The sequence below is a fragment of the Neobacillus notoginsengisoli genome (assembly GCF_003515685.1).
GTDB classification, from domain to species: domain Bacteria; phylum Bacillota; class Bacilli; order Bacillales; family Cytobacillaceae; genus Bacillus_D; species Bacillus_D notoginsengisoli.
The window spans coordinates 51939-71682 of record NZ_QWEG01000009.1; the positions used below are offsets into that span (position 1 = coordinate 51939).

Sequence of the window (19744 nt, forward strand, 5' to 3'; positions counted from 1 at the left end):
TCAATCAATCGGCAGGATAACGCATTTGGGCTTCAGTTTAATCATCCGGCAGCCTCTGAAAACAGAAAAAGACGTGTGCCGAAACACACGCCCTTACATCCTTATCTCATTGCAATGCGGAATACACATTGACCAACCCATGGCCAAAATATTCATCATGGCCTGGCTTACCTAAATCTTCTGCAGTCTGTTGGAGGCGAGTCGCAATTTGTTGTGCCTTCAATTCAGGGAATTGCGCTTTCACGAGAGCGGCAGCTGCTGCGACTTTTGGAGCTGCCATACTCGTTCCGATCTTCCAGCCATATGAGCCTTGGGCAACCGGAATTGTGGAAAGTGTTCTCGCTTCGAGATCACGTTTTGATGAATCATTCTCCGGGTTTGGCCAGTTAGGACCGTAGTCTCCGCCTGGAGAAGCAAGATGAACATTGGATGACCCATAATTTGAGTAGTACGCCAAAGTGTCACGGTTCGTGGACGAAGAAACACTGATAACGCCTGGAATGCTTGTGAATGTGTCAAATAGTGGGCCATCGTATACCTTGCCTTTGCCTGGTTCTGTTTTCATCCGCTTGCCAAGGTCCATTCCGTCATTTCCGTTAGCTCCGACAATTAGCATCCCTTTTTGAAGGGCATACTGGACAGCCCTTTTAGAGGACAAGTGGAGTGCACGATCCTGTTTGTCATTCATAATGCTGTACGTACCAAGGCTTAAGTTCGCGGATACTGCCCCATCGTCAGCCGCCGTAGTGATAGCTGATAAGATGCCGGTCCAGTTCATCCTGCCCTGGTTGTTTGATACACGGTAGGAAGCAATGGCCAGTTCCGGACCTACTCCCTTGACTCTGCCATTTGCCGCAATCGTTCCAGCAACATGGGTTCCGTGTGAGCCGGAATCTTTTAATTCCTCGCCTGGTCTTGCTCCCGGGAAAAATGCTTTACCGAACACAAGATTATCTTTTAGATCCGGATGGCTAAAATCGACTCCTGTGTCAATAACGGCCACAAGTGTCTCCTTATTTCCCGGATTGATGTTCCAGGATTCCCCGTTTTGAGTCACTCGTTTGATATCCCATTGATATTGTTCGTATAAATCGGGCTGAACACTTGCCGCTTTTCCAACTTCCTGGAGGTTTAAAGCCTCGGCTTCGCCATCAAAAATACGAATGTCCACATCTTCTGCTACAGCTAGGATCTTGGAGTTTTCTTCAAGCTTTTGCAAAATGGAAGGGTCCTCCGAACTGATAGTGACAACTCCAATTTGAGGGGCCTCGAAAATGATTTCAGCGCCTAATTCCTTTAGTGTATGTATTGATGCACTGTCTGTTTGGGCTGATTTTAATACCACAATATAATCCTTCTCTGCAGTTTCCTGCGCTGTTGCCGAGAATTGAACGGTTCCGAAGGCAACAAGGAATACGGTAACAAGCAATAAGATTCTTTTCATAATATCCTCCTTTTTTATCAAAAGATTCTGACATAGGATAATTATAGTTCTACTAGTAAAATTATGTAATTGGCCAAAAGGCATGTTTTATTATTTTGAAAGAATATATTAAGGCCTTTCGTAATGGAGATTTAGACCTTTTTTGTTATTCTCATCAGACTTAGCTTAGAAATCATTCCAAATTATCAATGTTTCGAAGGACATTAATATACAGGCACAAAGTGACTATACTTTTTTATGAACCAACCGATGAAGCTTTTCAGTAAATATTTTGCATACAAGCAACTGCATTTTCACCTCTTCATATGATTAAAACAGGGGGAGTTTCAGCGCAAGAAAAGATACTCTGAGGAGGGAATTCATGCACAGGGAATTTTCAGTAAACACTGCAACTAGGGGATCAATTATTTTTGGGTCTGTATTGGCAGTGATTGGTTTGGTCGTGATGGTTTATAGCCTTTTATTTGGTGCTCTTGTTGTTGGCGCAGCCGTCTTAATCTTTTTCCTCATGCGCAATTTTGCCAATGATACAACCATTAGTTGCCATGACCAAGGTTTTAGCGTAAAGGTGGAAAATAAGAGAAGGGGGACTACCTTATCAGACTATAAGTGGGAAGATGTTGTAAGTACCCAATATTATGAAAAAGAATTAAGTGATTCCGATGGGAATTCCACTACGACTAGTTACTTTACCGTTAAAACAGGAGAAGGCGTCGCATTTGATTTGCAGGAAATGAGAGGTTTTGCGGACTTAATCGACATTTTTAATCAAAACACTCTCCACATTCCATATTATTGGGAAAAATCACGAGGGATTTTATCATCGGGTTATAGCAAAAAGCAGCGCAGTATAAATTAAACATGCAAAGTTGACGGGAGGCTCCAATGAGAACTTCTTTTGCAAATATGGATTTTGGCAAAAAACGATGCCGGCGCTGATTATTTTCTAATTAGCGCCGGCATCTACTTATATTACTTAATTGTTATTGTCACGGAATTGAAGTTTGAAGCTTTGCTAAGCGGGTTGTAGTTTTTCTCGATATTACCCGCGGCGTCTACTGCAAACCAATTGATGACAGTTGTTTTATCGATTTTTAATGTTTCTGCGGGTTCACGTGTTCCGGAAAGCCTGATATGCTTTGACTCAAATGTTGGCCGGCTTCCATCCAGCGTATAGTAGATAGTCGCTGCTTCACTCGTTTCAAATGATACATCAACCGGGCCGGAGAAACTGCCGTTTCCAGGCACTGCTTTCGTTGATGGAGGCTGCTTATCCTTCGATTGGCTATACGCTACTTTGATAAGGCCGATCAGGCCATTTGCAAATTCCATTGCTTCCTCATGGCCTTCCGCATACGCAGGCTGGAATCCAACGGCTTGCCACCTGTTTGTTGTAGAATTCCAAAGGTCTGCGCCAACCTCAAAGTTCCAGGCATAAATCCCTTTTTCATACCAGAGATAATCGGCAGAGTTTCCGGCTGCGGAGTATAGCACATCCGGAATCGGACCTGTCCGCTTTGGCAAAATAACCGTTCCGCGGTGGTCCTGAATATCGTTCAGGATTTCATTGGATGCAGCCCAGTAGAATGCCTCCTGGCCGGCAGTCGGTCGTGGCAGTGTAACCCGCTGAGGATTATAGGCGCCTGGAGACCACATGAAGTAGCCGCCATAGCTGTGAATATTCATCGCAAATTTAATATTTGAATATTGATCTGCGAGCCAGACAAGATTTCTTGCCTCAGGCTCTGAATTTTCAGATGGGCCTGCATATGTGTCACTTGTACAGCTTGTGGATGCGCCGACAAAACCATCAAATACAGAACCTACGGAGTGGTTACGGTTTAGGTCAACTCCCCAGCTGTTCCGGTAGCCTGGGTCAGAAGTGTTAGGACCGCAATGGTTTGTCATATTTCTCCGCTGCATATTGAAGTCATAGAAACTGTAGTTCGCACCATCAGGATTCACGGAAGGAATCAGGAAAATGTCTAGGTTGTTCACTAGCTGCTTTGTTTCCCCGTCATGGGCATAGTTTCTTAACAGACGCTCCGCTGTTTCAATTGTAACGAGCGGCGTGACCCACTCACGCGCATGCTCTTGGGCATAGCCAAGGACGCCCGGCTTGGAACCGTCACGATGTTTACCGATGCGGATCGCTTTCACTGTTTGTGGCTCACGGGAAATACGCTCCGGAGCTTTTAGGTTATCTGTTAACTTTGTTGTTGTTGCAGTTACTACTCCGGCACCAGCGTTGCCGCGGTAAGTATTGGCCGAAACTAGAGTACTAGCATTTGCATTGAGAGCATCAACGACCTGTTTAGCAGTACTTGTCACATTTCTAGAACTATTTGTTGCCAAATCTACTATGATTTTTTTGCCATCAACCGTCACTTTTAAAGGTTGGCTAGCTTGTCCTGGATTTTTAAACTCAACGGAAATATCATTTCCGCCTTCATGCCCCCAAGCCTTTGAGGATACGACAACAGCTGAATTGGTTAACGAACCGATTGTCGCTTGGGCAAGGCGGCGGTACCCGTTTGTTTTATTTGGCATGTCAATGATTTCGACTAAATCCGGGAATTCTTTCGCAAGCTGTTCTGCTCTTTCATACAGCTCATTGGGGTCCATATAATGGTCAACAAAATCCTTGACGTAATGCTTTTTCGGACTGCCTTTTTTCACTTCACCAAGCCACTCCGTTACCGCAGTTGTAGCTGATCCGCCGAGATTACTCGTAATGGTAACGCTTTCAGGAATGGCTTTCACAGGAACCTCGAATTGGTGATAGATATATTCCCCGTAGTCAACAAATCGGCTTAAGGTGGCCTTTTTTTCGACTCCATTCTCAACCCATGTAGCAGTCAGTGCGGTACTCGCAGTCGCTCCGGCGCTTGTCTTTGCCTCTACATAAAGGAAGGTGGCTGATTGATTCGTATAATGCTTTGCTTGCAATACTTTAATCGTATCTTCAGCTGCAGTGATTGTAGCTTCTTGCTGTGCGGCGGCCATTCTTTCTGTTGTCCTTTGGTTCCACTCGGCTTCCGTGATTAGCGTCTCCTCTACTTTGATTCCAAGCTTTTTAAATTCTTCGATTTCTGAGGGAGTAGCAACTACATCAACTTCCAACTTATCCCCATGCTGATGGACCCTGTGCGTCAAGTCGAATCCCATTTCAACGAGCTTATCCAGGGCCTTGTTGTCGGGCACTTCAAGCTGGACGATGGAAGGGGACTCATTTGACGTTATTCGCTCACCTTCAAGCTGCTGGGCGCGTGTAACACCGGGAGCGCCAAACCCAGGATACAGGGTGGTGAAGCTCAATGCACTGATAGCACTTGCCAAGACGAGGCCATGCATGACTTTTTTGCTTTTTCTCAAATTTTTCCACACCTCCTATGTATTTCCACTATTGTGGACAAGTCTATTATAGGCTAAATATTCAGAATACTATGTAGGTAAAAAGAACAAATTTTTTATTTTTATTCAGAGTAATATATGACTATGCAATAAAGCGTAAACAACAAATGAGCCTAACGAACCGGGACTTTAGGCATGTTTACTATGGTTTTTCTTCAATTAAAAAAACCGCACAGGGCAATGTGCGGTTTTGAGCGAATGCTTCAACCGTTCAATTCTTATATCTACGTCTTTTTAGGAAAAACAGGCTTCCTCCCAATGTCAGGATAGATAAAAACTTACTGGCGAGAATGAGGTAACTCGTTTTTTGAACATCCAGTTGGATAGGGGGAAGCAGGAATAGGATAAAAACGATTAATATGCAGATGAAAAGGACTGAAAAGGCGTGATTGTAGGAGGTATTAATAATTAGCTTTCGGTTCTTTTCCGCCTCGCTTGTAAAAATCACGACAACATAAGACATGGCCAGGATAATGGCGTACGTCAGTAACGCGATTGCCAAGCCAATCGCCATTTTTTGTTCCCTCCCATCCTTTTGTATTCGGAGTCTTCGTCTGCCGGTTTCCAATTGAAATCAAAATCCTCATCACTAAGAGGACTGAATTTAATATCAACCATCAACGGCTTTTGATTTGTTATCAGCCGTTGATTCGAACATTTTCACATTCGTACTATAAGAGGCTCTGGCGATCATATGGGCGGATACCGGGGCTGTCAGAAACACGAAAAATATTCCAAGAATCAGCCTGATGCTAAAATAGCCTTCACTAAAGAGGAAGAAGACAAATGTACCTACTAGAGTGAACAAAACCCCTAATGTAGAGCTTTTTGACGCGGCGTGTATTCGTGTGTACACGTCTGGCAGCCGAAGTAATCCTATCGAACTCAAGAAACTGAATAGGGCACCAGTTAAAATGAGAAAAGCGGCAATCATTTCACTCAGGGCGCTTGGGTTCAATGGCTACACCTCTTTCCAGGAACCTTGCAAAAGCAAGTGTTCCTATAAATGATAAAATCCCGATCAGCAAAATGACTTCAAAAAACGCGTGTGTCCTTAGAATGACGGAACTTACGGCAACGGCGGCGATTGAAGTTATGCCTATTGTGTCCAATGCTTGAATCCTATCCGGTATGGATGGTCCTTTGATTAATCGGTAGAAGGTCACTAGGATTGATAAAGCCAAAAAGAATAAAGAAATTTTTAAAATTAATTCGAACATTTCCGCGTCACCCTCTTGATCGAGTTTTCAAACCGTACTTTTGAATTCAAAATCGCCTCATTCGAATCAGACGTATCCAGTACATGTACAAATAACGTCTTGTTGTCTTCTGAAACGTTGATGACGACAGAACCTGGGGTCAACGTTACGAGGAGGGATAGGAGTGTCACCTCAATATCGGTTTCCAGGTCTGTTTCTAGCGTTATCGTTCCTGGGGCAATCGCTAGTGTCGGCCTAATCACATGGCGGATCACCATATAACCGGAAATAAATAATTCTTGAATAAAGACAGCAGCTAATTTAATGATATTTAAAAAAGTAATCAAATAAAAATTTTCCGGAAGGAAGCGCCGCATTAAAAACAAGACAAGCATTCCAACGAAATAGCCGCTAATAAAGGTCAAGACGCTCCAATCTTCTTGGAGAGCTGTCCAAAGTAGAGCAATAAACAGATTGGTTAATACCTGTAAAGGCATATCGACCACCCTTTTCTGCAAGATTTAAAGACTGGCTATCAATTCGGCCCTACCCAGTTATTACCGAGAACCGCCTCAATATAGAGGGAAGGATTCATTAAGCTTTCAACGGCCAGATCACTGAAGGCATAAATGCCTTCCGCACCAACCCCAAGCGCAATTGTCAGAGCTGTCAGAGCTGCGATGGGAAAAAGTAACCCTTTCGTTTTTCCTTTTTCATTTTCTTCATATAAATAGGATTCTCCCCAAAAGCCATTCATAAAGATTTTCATAACGGAATACAGGACCATTAAGCTTGTTAGTAGACCAATCGCACCAAGCCAAATGTAGCCGGCTTCAAATGTCCCTTCCGTGATAAAGACCTTGCCGATGAATCCGCTTAGTGGCGGGATTCCTGCGAGTGACAGCGCAGCTATAAAGAACATCCATCCTAAATAAGGATACGTCTGGATCAAACCGCTGATGTCCCTTAGGTTTGCTGTACCTGTAATAGCGATAATGGTACCGCCGATAAGGAAAAGAAGGGCTTTAACAATGATGTCGTGAATCAGATAATAGATGGCGCCTGTCAGTCCTTCCGGAGTGCCGGAAGCCAATCCAGCTAAAATAAATCCAACGCCGACAATCACGTTATACGTAATGATTTTCTTAATATTCCAATACGCAATCGCGCCGATTGCTCCTAAAACCATGGTTAAAGCGCTCATGATACCGATAATGAGATGCGTCACATTAGGCTCGTGGTAAAACACAAGTGTAAACATTCTTATAATCGAATAAATCCCAACCTTGGTCAAAAGCGCCGCAAATATAGCTGCAATGGCTGTCGGAGGGGCGCTGTACGAACCAGGAAGCCAAAAGAATAAAAGCAATCCTGCTTTTAAACCGAATACGATTAAAAACAGCAGTGAAATGGCTGTCAAAAGGCCGTTCTGCCCCGCTTCAGCTACACGGACTGAAAGGTGGGCGAAATTCAATGTTCCAATGGTCGCATATAAATAGGCAATGGCAACAAGAAAGAGGGATGACGATAGAACGTTCACAAGCACATATTTTATAGATTCCCTCAATTGTATACGGGTTCCGCCAATTGAAATAAGCACATAGGAAGAAATCAACATAACCTCAAAGCAGACAAAAAGATTGAATAGATCCCCGGTTAGAAATGATCCGTTAACCCCTGTGAGCAGGAATAAAAACAAGGGGTAAAAGTAGTGCGTTTCACGGCCTTTTCCGATGGAACGGAAGGCGTAGATGAGACAGAACAAGGATACAATACTACTCGTTAAAAGAAGCAGGGCGGAAAACATATCTGCAGCAAAACTGACGCCAAAAGGAGCTTCCCATCCGCCAATGTGCAGAACCTGGATGCCACTCGCTTTAATTTGAGAAATTAATACTGCTGATACTGCCCCGGTCCCGGCAATCGCAAGAATTCCCAGCACGCGCTGGACGTTTATTTTTTTTCTAATAATGACCATGAACATCCCTGTGATTAAAGGGATAATGATGGGCAGTATGAGTAAATTATTCATTTTCATTACCTCTCATTTGTTTCGTGTCATCCGTGCCAAGCACTTTGTATGCACGATAGCTCAGGACTAGGAAAAAGGCGGTTATCCCAAAGTTAATGACAATTGCTGTCAAAATAAGCGCCTGCGGCAGGGGATCTGTAAAAGTAGTGCCGCCCATTCCTAAAAGGGGCGGACCGCCAGTCTTTAAGCCCCCCATTGTAAGGATGAGCAAGTTGACAGCATGGCTGATAATCGAAGATCCTAAAATTATTCTTAATAGATTTTTTGATAAAATTAAATAGGTTCCAATGGTAAAGAGGATGCCTATAAGCACTGAGATTAAAGTTTCCATACCTATCGGTCCTCGCTTATTGTGATAATGATGGTCATGGCAGTCCCAATGACGGCCAAGGCTACCCCAAGGTCAAAAGCCATAGCCGTTGCGAGCTCAGTTTTGCCGAAGAGGGGGAGGTTGTAATAATTGAATGCCTGCGTTAGAAATGCGTCGTCATAGATCATTCCACCCACACCTGTCAAAATGGCAATCAATACGCCTGTTGCGGCCATGGCCTTGAAATCAACTGGCATGTTTTCACGTACCGATTCGATATCAAAAGTCAGGAAAAGAAGTGTAATCGCACAAGCAAGCGCAAGGCCGCCTACAAAGCCGCCTCCCGGTGCATGGTGGCCCGAAAAGAAAAGGTTAATTGCAAAGGTGAGAATGATGATAACCGCAATTCTCGTCACACTTCTTAGAATGACGTCATTTTGTTTCTTCATTCTTCCCACCCCTGTCCATTTCAAGTTTTATTAGCGTAAAGACTCCAAGAGCCGCAATCGTGAGAACGGCTATTTCCAGCATCGTATCCATTCCCCTGAAATCAACAAGAATCGCATTCACGATATTTCTCGCGCCGGCAAGCTCATAGGAGTTCTTATAATAGCTTGAGATAGGCTCAAACAGCCTGTTGCCATTAGCAGACAAGGCAAACAGGGTGACGGTAACCCCAACGCCAAGCGAAATGACAAAATTTATGGGCTTAAATGGAATGCGTCCGCTTCCTTTGAAAATTTTCGGCAAATGATAGTAACATAGAAGAAACAAAGCAGTTGTCACCGTTTCAATGACCAGTTGCGTCAATGCTAAATCTGGTGCCCTGAAAATAACAAACAACACCGATACAAGGTAACCCAATCCTCCAAGGGCGATAACGGCTGTCATGCGTGATTTTGCAAAAAGGACCGTAAAAGCAGCTGCAAGTAACGCTACGGCAATGGCACCTTCAAAAAGGCTAATTGACGAATTATTTGCTGAATGAATGGAAAGCCGGTTTGAAACAAGAAGCGCACCTCCACCGAACAGGATGAAAATCCCAAACGCATAGGCGAGGTAATCTCTTGTATAACCCGTCATATATCGCTCAGTCAGGAAGCGGGAGCCTTCCTCGCCCTTCTCAAGCCCTAACGCATAGAGATTATTCAGGGTGAGGGATTGAGGATACCTCCACAACAATCCGACCCATTTTCTTAAAAACCTATAAAGGAAATACCCTGCTACTACAACGCCGATTGTCATTAGTAGTTCAGGATTAACCCCGTGCCAGGCACTAATTTTTTTTGCAAACAAACCTTCCGGCAACCCTGGTAATACCGCATGTGCAGCTGGCTGCAGCAAGTATTCAGAAAGGGTGTTCGGAAAAAAGAAGATGCCTATAACAAGCGCAGCCAATACGATTGGCGGGATCAGCATCCCGAGGGGAGCTTCATGGGGCTTTTTATCCAATCTTTCTGGCTTATATTTCCCCCTGAATGTCTTAAAGACAAGGACCATGCAGTAAATGAAAGTGAACACACTGGCAGCCCATGCGAGGAGCGGGAAAAGAATCCCATATGTATCCATGCTGAAAATCGACATCCTGGATGCGTTCAGCATCGCTGTAAAAAACATCTCCTTGCTCAAAAAGCCATTAAATGGCGGAAGGCCGGCCATGGCAAAAGCTCCAATCACGGCAAGCGTAAAGGAGACGGGCATGATTTGCATCAAGCCGCCCAGCTTCCGGATATCACGCGTACCGGTTTCATGGTCGATAATTCCGACCACCATAAAAAGCGCACCCTTAAAGGTCGAATGGTTGATTAAGTGAAATACGGCTGCCAATACAGCAACAGCATAGACGGAGGACTCGTTTCCTCCTGTAAAATACAAAGCCGCTGACCCCAAGCCGAATAAGCTCATAATCAGGCCTAATTGGCTAATGGTTGAATACGCCAAGAGCGCTTTTAAATCTGTTTGTTTAACCGCATTCAACGAACCATAAAGCAAAGTGGCAAGGCCAACCCCGGAAACGAGCCAGAACCATTCCGCCTCTCCTCCAAAAACGGGCGTAAAGCGGGCAACTAAATAAATGCCCGCTTTGACCATTGTGGCTGAATGTAAATAGGCACTAATCGGAGTAGGAGCTTCCATTGCCCCCGGCAGCCAGATGCTGAACGGGAACTGGGCAGACTTGGTAAAAGCCCCAAGCAAAATTAACATCATCGCCGGCAGGAAAAGGGAGTGAGAAGTGATGTCCCCTGTATTGGCAATTATTTCCCTAATGCTGTAAGTGCCGGTGATCATCGAGAGCATAATAAAGCCAGCTAACATGGCAAGCCCGCCAAAAATTGTAATCAACATAGATTTTTGCGCTCCATAACGTGAGCGTTCACGCTGATACCAATAGGCAATAAGTAAGAAGGAAGATATGCTTGTCAACTCCCAAAACACATAAAGAAGAAGGAGATTGTCAGAGAAGACGACCCCGAGCATCGCGCCCATGAACAAAAGCATGTAGACATAGAAATTGTGGAGCGCTTCCCTGTGCTTGGACATATAATAAATGGAGTACAGGATGACAAGGGCACCAATGCCTGTAATCAGTAAACCGAAAATAAGGCCGAGCCCATCCATATAAAGGCTATAGTTAATACCAAACGATGGCATCCAGGGAACAGAACGTAAGAGGTCCTCACCTTGAGAGATGCGTGGCATAAAACGGAGCAGATATAGGAAGATCGTGATTGGGACGAGTAAAACAAACCATCCAGTATGTACCCGTGGAGCAAAATATTTATACAATACAGGTACAAAAATGGCGAATAAAAAAGGAATCATAATCATGAAGTGCAAGGTATGCAATTTAACCGCCTCCTTTATATATATATGTGGCAGTGGAGTCTAGTTTTTTCTGCCCGTATGTAAGAGATTTGGGAGCCAATGGGATTGACTAGCATTATGGCTTAAGATATAGTCAAGCAGAGCCATTCTCTATTCAATATTTGTTAAGTACTTCACATCTATACAGAGGTGACATCAAAATGGAAAAAATCAAGGGACGCATGGACGAAAGCATCCTCGTCTGTGTCTATTACGGCCCAAATGGTGAACGGCTGATTCAGCGTGGCTGCAAAATTGCGAGTATGCTGGACTGTCCGCTTTACATTTTAACCGTAGACCCAAAGCCGTTCAGTGAAATGGATGCAGAAAAATCTCACTATATTGCCAAGTGGAATAAAATAGCCGAAGCCCATGACACCGTTTCGTTTATCTTAAAAGATAATGAAAAAAGGCCGATTTCAAAGGTGATCGCTCAGGTGGCCAGGGAAAAGCAGGTTACACAAATTATCCTGGGCCAGACAGCGCAAAGCAGATGGGAGCAAATTGCAAAAGGATCGATCATTAACTCATTGTTGAGGGAGATTCCATTTGTCGATTTGCATATCATCTCGGTTCCACGTTATTTAAAGGAAGCAGAAGGTCACTATGAAAAGGGTGTACGCGCATACCTTGTCAAAGACGATGAAAACTACAGGATGATTTTTAAGCATACAAAGGACGTATTATTTGAAGGAATCTTCTTTAAGGAACAGGGAACGGATTTCAACACAGGCGTTTTCAAGTTTATGAAAGATCAGCAGATGCTTCATGTCCAAGTCATAGACGATTCTGTTGAGGTTCTTGAAAACGTTGAAATGGAATTGGATATTCCGGAAGAAGATGATGAATAGATAAGGATTGGGCCTCCGCTAAAAAAGCGGAGGTCTTTTATTTATAAATTTACATCCACACGTAAAAATGGATCCTCATCCGTTTCGATTCCAATATATTTTAGTGTCTCTTTTGGACTATGGTGGTTAAAGACCGCCATTAAGATAGAAATCGCGATACCTTTGCGATAAGCATGGTAACCGAACGTTTTTCTAAGTGTATGCGTCCCGATTTTTCCGGAGACTCCGACCTTTTTTGCAGCTTGATTGATAATTCGATAGGCTTGCTGACGGGTAATCGGAAGTTCATTCTTTTTGGACTTGAACAAATAATCGTTCTCTTCAAGCTGATGCCGCACGAAATAGATCCTGAGTTCAGTCTGAATACTGCTATTTAGATAAAACGCTTTTGGCTTCTCGCCATCGTCCTGAATAAATAAGAATTCCTTAAAAGATTCCCCGTCCCGCACATCTTTAACCTTTAGGGAAAGTAAGTCGCAAACCCTAATTCCAGTATTAATCCCCAATACAAAAAGCAATACATCTCGCTGTGAATGTCCTCTTAATTCTTTCTTCATGGCCTCGATTTGATCGAGGTCCTTAATAGGGTCCACGTACTCCACACGTATACCTCCCAATGTTACATAACGTAATATTATCACAATTTATGTAACATAACAAAACGATAAACTCACCGAAACGAAGATTTTTTTCTTGGGGAAAAGCAGGGGATAGTTGTTGATTTTATTTACAGACTCTCCGAACAGGAAAGCCCACTCCTTCAGGGGTGGGATGGGAGTGAGGCCGAGTAAGGGAATTTGGAATCCACAGCTTTTCGGGACAACAAGCATCCAGAAGCCAGGATAAGGCGTCATGATCTATTTTCATCCAACATGCTATTTCTTGTCTCTTTGCTTCAGCTATAGTATAATCAAAGTAGGAACATACGTTTGTTTAGGGAATGTTTGAAATGGCCATTCCACGCTCACCCTGCTTTGTTCTCACCTTGGAGCTCGACAGCCACCACCGCTTGTTTTCCGCTGCCGACAAAGAATTGGAAATCCTCCGTGTTATCTACAACACCGTCCTTGGCAACTATCTGAAGCTGGAAAACCAGATGAAACGGCAGAAGGAATATAAAAGATGGATCCGGCAGCTGAAGGGAATCAATAGGAAGCTGGCACGTGACGAGGAAAACCCCTTCCTGCAAAATGAGCTGAAATGCGTACGGGAAAAGCTCAAGGGCTTAAGGGATCAATATCAGCTGACCGAATATGCCTCCCATGCTTGGATAAAGAGCAATCGTAAGCATTTCGGGGACAGGGTAAACGCGGCCGTCTCCCAAAAAACTGCTTCCCGCGCCTAGCTTGCCTTCAGGAAGAAACTGTTCGGGAAGGCAAGGAAAGTCATGTTCCTCCAAAAAGGGGAAATGGTAAGCTTCGAAGGAAAAACAAACACTACAGGCTGGCGGTATATCAACCAGCATCTCGTCTATAACGATATGTCCACCCCGTTGAAATGGAAGGGGAATGATTACTATGTATCCGAAATCCTCTCACATCTCGAAAAGAAAACCCCATTCACCTATACCATCAAGAAAAAAGGGGAAACCCAAACCATCAACGATTTTTATCATGTCAAATACGTCCGGATTGTAAGGAAAATGACCCGTGGAAACGTACGTTTTTTTTGCTGACCTGGTTATCGCAGGCTCCCCCCCGTCAAGAGGCAGGAAGCTCGGGAGAGGGAAAGTAGGGCTTGATATCGGGACGGCGACCCTCGCTGTTTCCTCCCTTAAAAAAGTGGCCCTCTTCAACCTGGCAGAAGAGGTGAAAGACCTAGCGAAAGAAATCAGACTGGCCCAGAGAAGGATGGACCGTGCCAAACGTGCGATAAACCCCGGCAACTATCACGAAAACGGCACGGTGAAAAAAGGAAGAAAAGGCTGGCAGTTATCAAAACCGCTATCGAAAACAACGTGCGAGGGTAAGGGAACTGAACCGCAAGCAGGCCGCCATTAGGAAACTCTCACACCGGTTACTTGCGAATGCCCTGCTTCCGCTCCGGGATGCATACTTCATTGAAACCATGAACTTCAAAGCCCTGCAAAAAAGGGCAAAGGAAACAAAGGTCTCCGAAAAAACCGGTAAAGTTGCCAGGAAGAAACGGTTCGGCAAGACCATTGGCCACAGGGCACCCGCTATGTTTGTCAGCATACTTGAACAGAAGGTGAAGAGCCTTGGCGGGAGTTTCAAAAGAGTGAATACACAAACCTTCAAAGCAAGCCAGTACTGCCATGTCCGGAACGACTTCACGAAGAAACCACTGTCAGAACGATGGCATGTGATTGATGATGAGACAAGGGTCCAAAGGGACCTGTACTCCGCCTTTTTGTTAATGAACGCAAATTCTTTAGGAACAACAAAAGCAAAAAGGGATACATGCTTGAAGACCTTTCCACTATTCAAGAGCCTCCACGACCAGGAAATCAACTCAGTCAAAAAAGAGAAAAGAAGGATCTTCAATTCCGGGATTAAACTGTAAAGAAAATCCCCTCATAGGCGGTGTGATGCCACCGGGCTTGCGAAAGCGAAAAGATACGGCCGCTAATGGCAGCAAGGGCTGCTTTGGCCGTGAAAGTCCTGAAGGAAATTGTCCCAGTGTCCTGGCCCTAGATGCCGAGCGTATCAAGATACGTACTGTGGCTGCCGGCAAGGAAGAAGGCAATGGATTCAGAACCCCACGGGTATAGCCCGTGGGAGTATCAGCTTCTTAATATACTAGTTCAATCAATAAATTTTGCGAGAAAATAAAAAAGGAGCAGCAATTGGCTGCTCCTTGATTTTTTATTCTTGGGGAACTCCTGCATATTCTCCATTAATAAATACATGATATTCAATTCCACCAGCAGCATTCACGAAAGGAACGCCGACCATAACCAACGCGGGAAAAGGATTAATAACTTCGATAGAATGGGCTCCATTCCAGCTATATCCCTTTGCCCAAAGATCCGCTTTTACAACTTTGAAATTTTGGCTGCTTAATAATCCTGCAACTTTTACATTTCTGTCAGCTCCGGATATAGGAACCCATGTATGGCAATCACAAGGCTCTTCCGCTGCCTGTACTGCATTTCCAGGAACACCAAACACTCCAAATGCCAAAGCACCGCTGAATAAAACTGCTAACAACTTTTTCTTCATTCTTTAACCTCCTTTTTTAATACCTATATAGGATTCTACTTATATTTACAAAATCCTCCCTTATGCGAGGAAAAAGTTTCAAAAAGGAACATATTATGTCAGATTGGTGACTTTCAAGATTTGGAAAAAAGTCAGATGATTTGTGAACTTTTTGTGACAATTTACTGTTAATTCTGTTAATATAGTGGTAAAAGGTAGATGGAGGTTGGGGGATGGGTAAAATTCTTAAGTTTTTCTATTTGGCGCTTGGGGTTTATTGCATGGTTAGTTTTGCAGTTCTTTTAGTTCAACACGAATATCAACAAATGGTTTTATCCTTTTTTCTGGCTCTTTTTAATTTTGGTTTGTATTCTCTCTTTAGGAAAGAAGGAAGCGTTCCCCAGTTAAGATTAATCAGGGGGGGCAGAAGGTAGCAAAACCCGCCATATATTATTTAAAGGAAGATGAAAAAAGCAGGCCTCCGTTTTGGAAACCTGCTTTCATATTGAAACAAACAATTAATGGGAGTGGCCAGAGGTCAGCACCCAGATGGAGCCTGCCACAATAACAAAAGCCAGGAAAAAGGCATAGAGCATATTGATGGAATTGACAGTCTTGTTTTCTCCTTCCCTCATATGCATAAACAATAGCAATTGAATCGAGGCCTGAATGAAGGCAAGAGATCCAATAAACCACATAATGATCTTAGGCGGAAGAGAAGTCATCAATGCAACCCATGCGGCTCCAAACGTTAGAATAAGTGACAGAAAAAATCCAAAGACATGGCTAATAGGAAAGCGTTTTGCATGTTGATTCATTTAATTCACCAACCCTGCTAAATAAACAAATGTAAAAATGAAAATCCAGACAACGTCAAGAAAGTGCCAATACAAACCAAAAATGAAGGCTTTACGTGCCGTAATAGGTGTCAAACCTCGCTTCAGCAGTTGGACAATTAACAGAAGCGCCCAGCCAATCCCGATTGATACGTGAAGGCCGTGTGTGCCAAGCAAGACGAAAAAGCTTGAAAGGAACGCACTTGTCTGCCACGTCGCTCCTTCATGAACATAATGGGTGAATTCACGGATTTCCATGAACATAAATCCTGCTCCGAGAAGGAGAGTCAGGAGGAACCAGATAATCATTCCTTTCATATTACTCCTGCGCATTTCATAAATCGAAAGCCCCATCGTGAAACTGCTGGCCAACAAAAGGAAGGTTTGGATCAGGACGTCCCTGACGACAAAAATGTCCTGCTGGGTCGGACCACCCGCATAGCGGTGGCCCAACACACCATAAACACTGAAAAGGGTGGCGAAGAGGACAATTTCAGCACCAAGGAAAATCCAAAATCCAAGGATGTTCATTTTGTTTTGCTCGGTCTGCAATTCCAGAGGAACTGTCGTATGCACATTAGCTGACATGGCTCTTCACTCCTTTGCTTTTTCGTCTCCACTTGCGTTCAGTTTCTGCAATTTCGTCCTTGTGAACATGGAAGCCATCGTTGTAATCGAAGGATCGGAAAGCGAGCCCGGCAAAAATGCCAATCGCGGCCACACCCGCAGCGATTGTCCATTCGAAGACAAGCAGGAATCCGGCAAGTCCGAATACAACTCCCATATAGATTGGAATCCAGGTATTGCTTGGCATGTGGATTTCTTCAATCTCAGAATCATCTAATGGTTTTATTTCATTATTTCTCTTCATATGCCAAAACGCATCGAGTGACTTAACCTCTGGTATGCTGGCAAAATTGTAGTGCTGAACAGGGGTTGCAGTCGCCCATTCAAGCGTCCTTGCATCCCATGGATCGTTTCCAACATTTCTATCTGCATGGCGAGAACTGTAGTAGATGTTATAACATAATGCTGCAAAGCCAGCAGCCAGGATAACAGATCCAATTGCTGACAGAAGCATCAGCGGGCCGAAGCCTGTTTCAGCTGAATACGTATAGGCGCGGCGGACAGCACCGTCAAGGCCAAGGAAGAACATCGGCATGAAAGTTAAATTGAAACCAATGTTAAACAGCCAGAAATGCCATTTGCCGATTCGTTCATTCAGCATGAAACCGAACATTTTCGGCCACCAGAAGTACATGCCTGCAAAGATTGGGTACACGACCCCAGGAATTAAAACGTAGTGGAAGTGTGCCACAAGGAACAAAGTATTATGGTATTGGTAATCCGCTGCCGCCATTCCAAGCATGACGCCAGTTACCCCGCCAATGACGAACGTTGGCACGAATGCGAGCGACCACATCATAGGGGGAGTAAACTTGATCCGGCCTTTTCGCATTGTGAACAGCCAGTTGAATATTTTCACCCCGGTCGGAATCGCAATCGCCATTGTTGTAATCGAGAAGATCGAGTTGGCTGCCGCGCTGTTGCCCATCGTGTAAAAGTGATGGACCCAAACGAGCATACTCAATCCGGAAATCAATACAATCGAAAGGACCATCGACTTGTATCCATAAAGTGTTTTTCTCGCAAAAGTCGAAATGATGTCTGACAGCATCCCAAAAGCAGGAAGGACGACAATGTAAACTTCAGGATGCCCCCAAAGCCAAAACAGATTGGCCCACAGCATGTCAATCCCGCCGCCGGAAACTGTAAAGAAGTGTGTGCCAAAGACCCTGTCAAACGTCATCAACGCAAGAGCAACCGTAAAAATCGGGAAGCTTGCGGTAATAATGATTGACGTAATGAAGGTGGTCCAAGAAAACATAGGCATTCTCAACAGTGTCATCCCTTTCGTCCGCATCTTAAGGATGGTGACGACAAAGTTGATACCGGTCATCAGTGTACCGGCCCCGGCGATTTGCAGGGCAACTGCGTAAAAATTGTTCCCAATTCCTGGGCTGAATTCCTTTCCCGCAAGAGGGAAGTAGGAGGTCCAGCCAGCATCAGGAGAACCACCAATGACGAACGACAGGTTAAATAGCATCGCCCCGCTGAATGTCAGCCAGAAGCTAAGTGCATTCAGCTGAGGGAAAGCGACGTCACGTGCGCCAATCTGAAGCGGGACGGCGAAGTTCATCAGCCCAATCAGAAGGGGCATGGCAACGAATAGAATCATAATGACCCCATGCGTTGTAAAGACTTCGTTATAGTGCTGCGCGTTCAAAAACCCATTTTCCGGAACAGCCGTCTGGGCTTTCATCATCAAGCCATCAACACCGCCGCGGAAAAACATGAGGACGCCGACAAGAATATACATAATCCCGATCTTTTTATGGTCAACCGTTGTCAGCCAATTCGTCCATAGCCATTTCCACTTTTTGAAATAGGTAATACCTGCGACAATCCCAATTGAAGTAAGAAGGATTGCGATTTGAGAAGCAAAAATCAAAGGATCCCCAGTGACGAAAAATTCATCCCATTTAATTCCCATGATGCTCACCTCCGTGTGAATCCTCGGTTGAAGAACCGGAATGATGGCGGCTCCCGCCATCAGAATCTTTTAATCTGTTTTTATAGTTATTTTTGTCTTCGAAAATCTTCCCGGGCCAGCCGTGGCCTCGGTCATACATTTCGGGATTCAGATAGTTTTTCGAATTGTGGTCGGAATGGTCAACCCATTCCAAATGAGTGTTAGAGAACGTCTCACGTCCAAGATGAGATGGTTCAAGTTTCTTTTCGTACTCTTTTTCGGTCATCTGTGGCGCAGTCTCTTTCACTTCTTTGACCCACTTGTCGAAATCTTCCTTCGTTTGGACTAATGTTTCGAACTCCATTTCGGCAAAGCCGCGTCCGTTGAAGTTGGTGTTTTTGCCAACATAAGAGCCAGGATTGTCAGCGACCATGTAAAGCTGAGTTTCAGCATGTGCCATCGTGTATTTCTGGCCCGCAAGCTGTGGAATCCAAAAGCTTTGCATAGTTCCAGCGGAAGTCAATTTAAAGTCGATTGGCCTATCCTCCGGAATATTGACATAATTGATTGTCTCAATGCCCTGCTCCGGATAACTGAATATCCATTTCCAATCAGCGGATGTCACATGAATGACTAATGGCTTCTGGTCCTCATATCCTTTAGGCACTTTTTCAGTCGCATAAATGGTTTTAACCGTAGGAATGGTTAGAGCTACGATAATAACAATCGGAATGATCGTCCAAATCACTTCAAGTAGCGTGCTTCCGTGCTCTTCAGGCGGTTCGTAGTCCATATTTTCTTTCTTTTCGCGGTATTTCCAGACAATATAGATGAAAAGCGCGAAGACTACACCCGTAACAAGAAGCATCAAGACGATAGAATAGTTAATTAATCCCATGATTTCTCTTGCAACCGGTCCCTGTGGATCGAATACTAAAAGGTTGTTCTCACAGCCGGATAAAAGAAGGGCGGAAAAAATAAAAAGCAATAAAACGGAGAGCCCTTTCGTTCTGTTCATTCTCTTTGCTCCTTTCAATAAACCAGTTTGTTCAACTAATCACAATCAACCTCGGTCGCTATTTTCGGTATGCCAATCAGG

General features: G+C 44.3%; 23 protein-coding genes. 7 read left to right on the forward strand and 16 right to left on the reverse strand.

Features of this window, described 5'->3' with window-relative positions; genetic code table 11:
* Positions 1–106: 106 nt before the first annotated feature.
* The gene (locus tag D1B31_RS14505; RefSeq protein WP_158587553.1) at positions 107–1444 is read right to left on the reverse strand and encodes a S8 family serine peptidase; all 1338 of its coding nucleotides are present in this window, start codon (positions 1442–1444) and stop codon (positions 107–109) included.
* Between the two features lie 361 nt (positions 1445–1805).
* Between D1B31_RS14505 and D1B31_RS14510 the strand changes: the two genes are divergently transcribed.
* Positions 1806–2303 carry a hypothetical protein gene (locus D1B31_RS14510; protein ID WP_118921612.1) on the forward strand — a complete coding sequence of 166 codons (498 nt, stop codon included), beginning with the start codon at positions 1806–1808 and terminating at the stop codon, positions 2301–2303.
* A 113-nt stretch (positions 2304–2416) separates the two neighbouring features.
* On the opposite strand, the gene D1B31_RS14515 is transcribed toward D1B31_RS14510, so the two are convergent.
* From D1B31_RS14515 to D1B31_RS14555, 9 genes are all read right to left on the reverse strand, one after another.
* Positions 2417–4819, reverse strand: a complete 2403-nt coding sequence (locus tag D1B31_RS14515) for a M14 family metallopeptidase (protein ID WP_118921614.1) — start codon at positions 4817–4819, stop codon at positions 2417–2419.
* 250 nt (positions 4820–5069) lie between these two features.
* Entirely contained in the window at positions 5070–5372 is a 303-nt protein-coding gene (locus D1B31_RS14520; RefSeq protein WP_118921616.1) for a hypothetical protein, read from the reverse strand.
* Between the two features lie 96 nt (positions 5373–5468).
* Complete coding sequence (gene mnhG, locus D1B31_RS14525) at positions 5469–5816, reverse strand: monovalent cation/H(+) antiporter subunit G (RefSeq protein WP_338036480.1); 348 nt, start codon at positions 5814–5816, stop codon at positions 5469–5471.
* On the reverse strand, positions 5794–6078 hold the full coding sequence (locus tag D1B31_RS14530; protein WP_118921620.1) for a Na(+)/H(+) antiporter subunit F1: 285 nt from the start codon (positions 6076–6078) through the stop codon (positions 5794–5796). Before D1B31_RS14530 ends, mnhG begins: the two co-directional genes overlap by 23 nt.
* Positions 6066–6554 carry a Na+/H+ antiporter subunit E gene (locus D1B31_RS14535; protein ID WP_118921622.1) on the reverse strand — a complete coding sequence of 163 codons (489 nt, stop codon included), beginning with the start codon at positions 6552–6554 and terminating at the stop codon, positions 6066–6068. Before D1B31_RS14535 ends, D1B31_RS14530 begins: the two co-directional genes overlap by 13 nt.
* A gap of 38 nt (positions 6555–6592) precedes the next feature.
* A complete protein-coding gene (locus D1B31_RS14540; protein WP_118921624.1) occupies positions 6593–8089 on the reverse strand; it encodes a Na+/H+ antiporter subunit D in 1497 nt (498 codons plus the stop codon).
* Entirely contained in the window at positions 8082–8420 is a 339-nt protein-coding gene (locus D1B31_RS14545) for a Na(+)/H(+) antiporter subunit C (protein WP_118921626.1), read from the reverse strand. Before D1B31_RS14545 ends, D1B31_RS14540 begins: the two co-directional genes overlap by 8 nt.
* Before the next feature lie 2 nt (positions 8421–8422).
* On the reverse strand, positions 8423–8848 hold the full coding sequence (locus tag D1B31_RS14550) for a Na(+)/H(+) antiporter subunit B (protein ID WP_118921628.1): 426 nt from the start codon (positions 8846–8848) through the stop codon (positions 8423–8425).
* Positions 8832–11246 (reverse strand): Na+/H+ antiporter subunit A, encoded by a 2415-nt coding sequence (locus D1B31_RS14555; protein ID WP_118921630.1) that lies wholly within the window; start codon positions 11244–11246, stop codon positions 8832–8834. Before D1B31_RS14555 ends, D1B31_RS14550 begins: the two co-directional genes overlap by 17 nt.
* A 179-nt stretch (positions 11247–11425) precedes the next feature.
* Here D1B31_RS14555 and D1B31_RS14560 point away from each other — a divergent pair, with 179 nt between their 5' ends.
* Positions 11426–12115 (forward strand): universal stress protein, encoded by a 690-nt coding sequence (locus D1B31_RS14560; protein ID WP_118921632.1) that lies wholly within the window; start codon positions 11426–11428, stop codon positions 12113–12115.
* A 41-nt stretch (positions 12116–12156) separates the two neighbouring features.
* On the opposite strand, the gene D1B31_RS14565 is transcribed toward D1B31_RS14560, so the two are convergent.
* Positions 12157–12717, reverse strand: a complete 561-nt coding sequence (locus D1B31_RS14565) for a tyrosine-type recombinase/integrase (RefSeq protein WP_118921634.1) — start codon at positions 12715–12717, stop codon at positions 12157–12159.
* A 347-nt stretch (positions 12718–13064) separates the two neighbouring features.
* Between D1B31_RS14565 and D1B31_RS14570 the strand changes: the two genes are divergently transcribed.
* The 5 genes from D1B31_RS14570 (at position 13065) to D1B31_RS14590 (ending at position 14846) form a co-directional block, all read left to right on the forward strand.
* Positions 13065–13460, forward strand: coding sequence for a hypothetical protein (locus D1B31_RS14570; protein WP_118921636.1), 396 nt, complete (start codon positions 13065–13067; stop codon positions 13458–13460).
* A gap of 63 nt (positions 13461–13523) precedes the next feature.
* Positions 13524–13790, forward strand: coding sequence for a hypothetical protein (locus D1B31_RS14575; protein ID WP_158587554.1), 267 nt, complete (start codon positions 13524–13526; stop codon positions 13788–13790).
* Complete coding sequence (locus D1B31_RS14580) at positions 13765–14115, forward strand: hypothetical protein (RefSeq protein ID WP_118921640.1); 351 nt, start codon at positions 13765–13767, stop codon at positions 14113–14115. The genes D1B31_RS14575 and D1B31_RS14580 overlap by 26 nt, the downstream gene beginning before the upstream one ends.
* Positions 14116–14182: 67 nt before the next feature.
* Positions 14183–14638, forward strand: coding sequence for a hypothetical protein (locus tag D1B31_RS14585; protein ID WP_118921642.1), 456 nt, complete (start codon positions 14183–14185; stop codon positions 14636–14638).
* Positions 14639–14675: 37 nt separating this feature from the next.
* On the forward strand, positions 14676–14846 hold the full coding sequence (locus D1B31_RS14590) for a hypothetical protein (protein WP_158587555.1): 171 nt from the start codon (positions 14676–14678) through the stop codon (positions 14844–14846).
* A 94-nt stretch (positions 14847–14940) separates the two neighbouring features.
* Here D1B31_RS14590 and D1B31_RS14595 read toward each other — a convergent pair whose 3' ends face one another.
* From D1B31_RS14595 to qoxA, 5 genes are all read right to left on the reverse strand, one after another.
* Positions 14941–15297: a hypothetical protein gene (locus D1B31_RS14595; RefSeq protein WP_118921646.1), complete on the reverse strand. Its 357-nt coding sequence runs from the start codon at positions 15295–15297 to the stop codon at positions 14941–14943.
* A gap of 497 nt (positions 15298–15794) precedes the next feature.
* Complete coding sequence (qoxD, locus tag D1B31_RS14605) at positions 15795–16094, reverse strand: cytochrome aa3 quinol oxidase subunit IV (RefSeq protein WP_118921650.1); 300 nt, start codon at positions 16092–16094, stop codon at positions 15795–15797.
* Positions 16095–16700, reverse strand: coding sequence for a cytochrome aa3 quinol oxidase subunit III (gene qoxC / locus D1B31_RS14610; protein WP_118921652.1), 606 nt, complete (start codon positions 16698–16700; stop codon positions 16095–16097). It abuts the gene before it with no gap.
* A complete protein-coding gene (qoxB, locus tag D1B31_RS14615) occupies positions 16690–18666 on the reverse strand; it encodes a cytochrome aa3 quinol oxidase subunit I (RefSeq protein ID WP_118921655.1) in 1977 nt (658 codons plus the stop codon). Before qoxB ends, qoxC begins: the two co-directional genes overlap by 11 nt.
* The gene (gene qoxA / locus D1B31_RS14620) at positions 18656–19663 is read right to left on the reverse strand and encodes a cytochrome aa3 quinol oxidase subunit II (protein ID WP_118921657.1); all 1008 of its coding nucleotides are present in this window, start codon (positions 19661–19663) and stop codon (positions 18656–18658) included. The genes qoxB and qoxA overlap by 11 nt, the downstream gene beginning before the upstream one ends.
* Positions 19664–19744 lie beyond the last annotated feature (81 nt).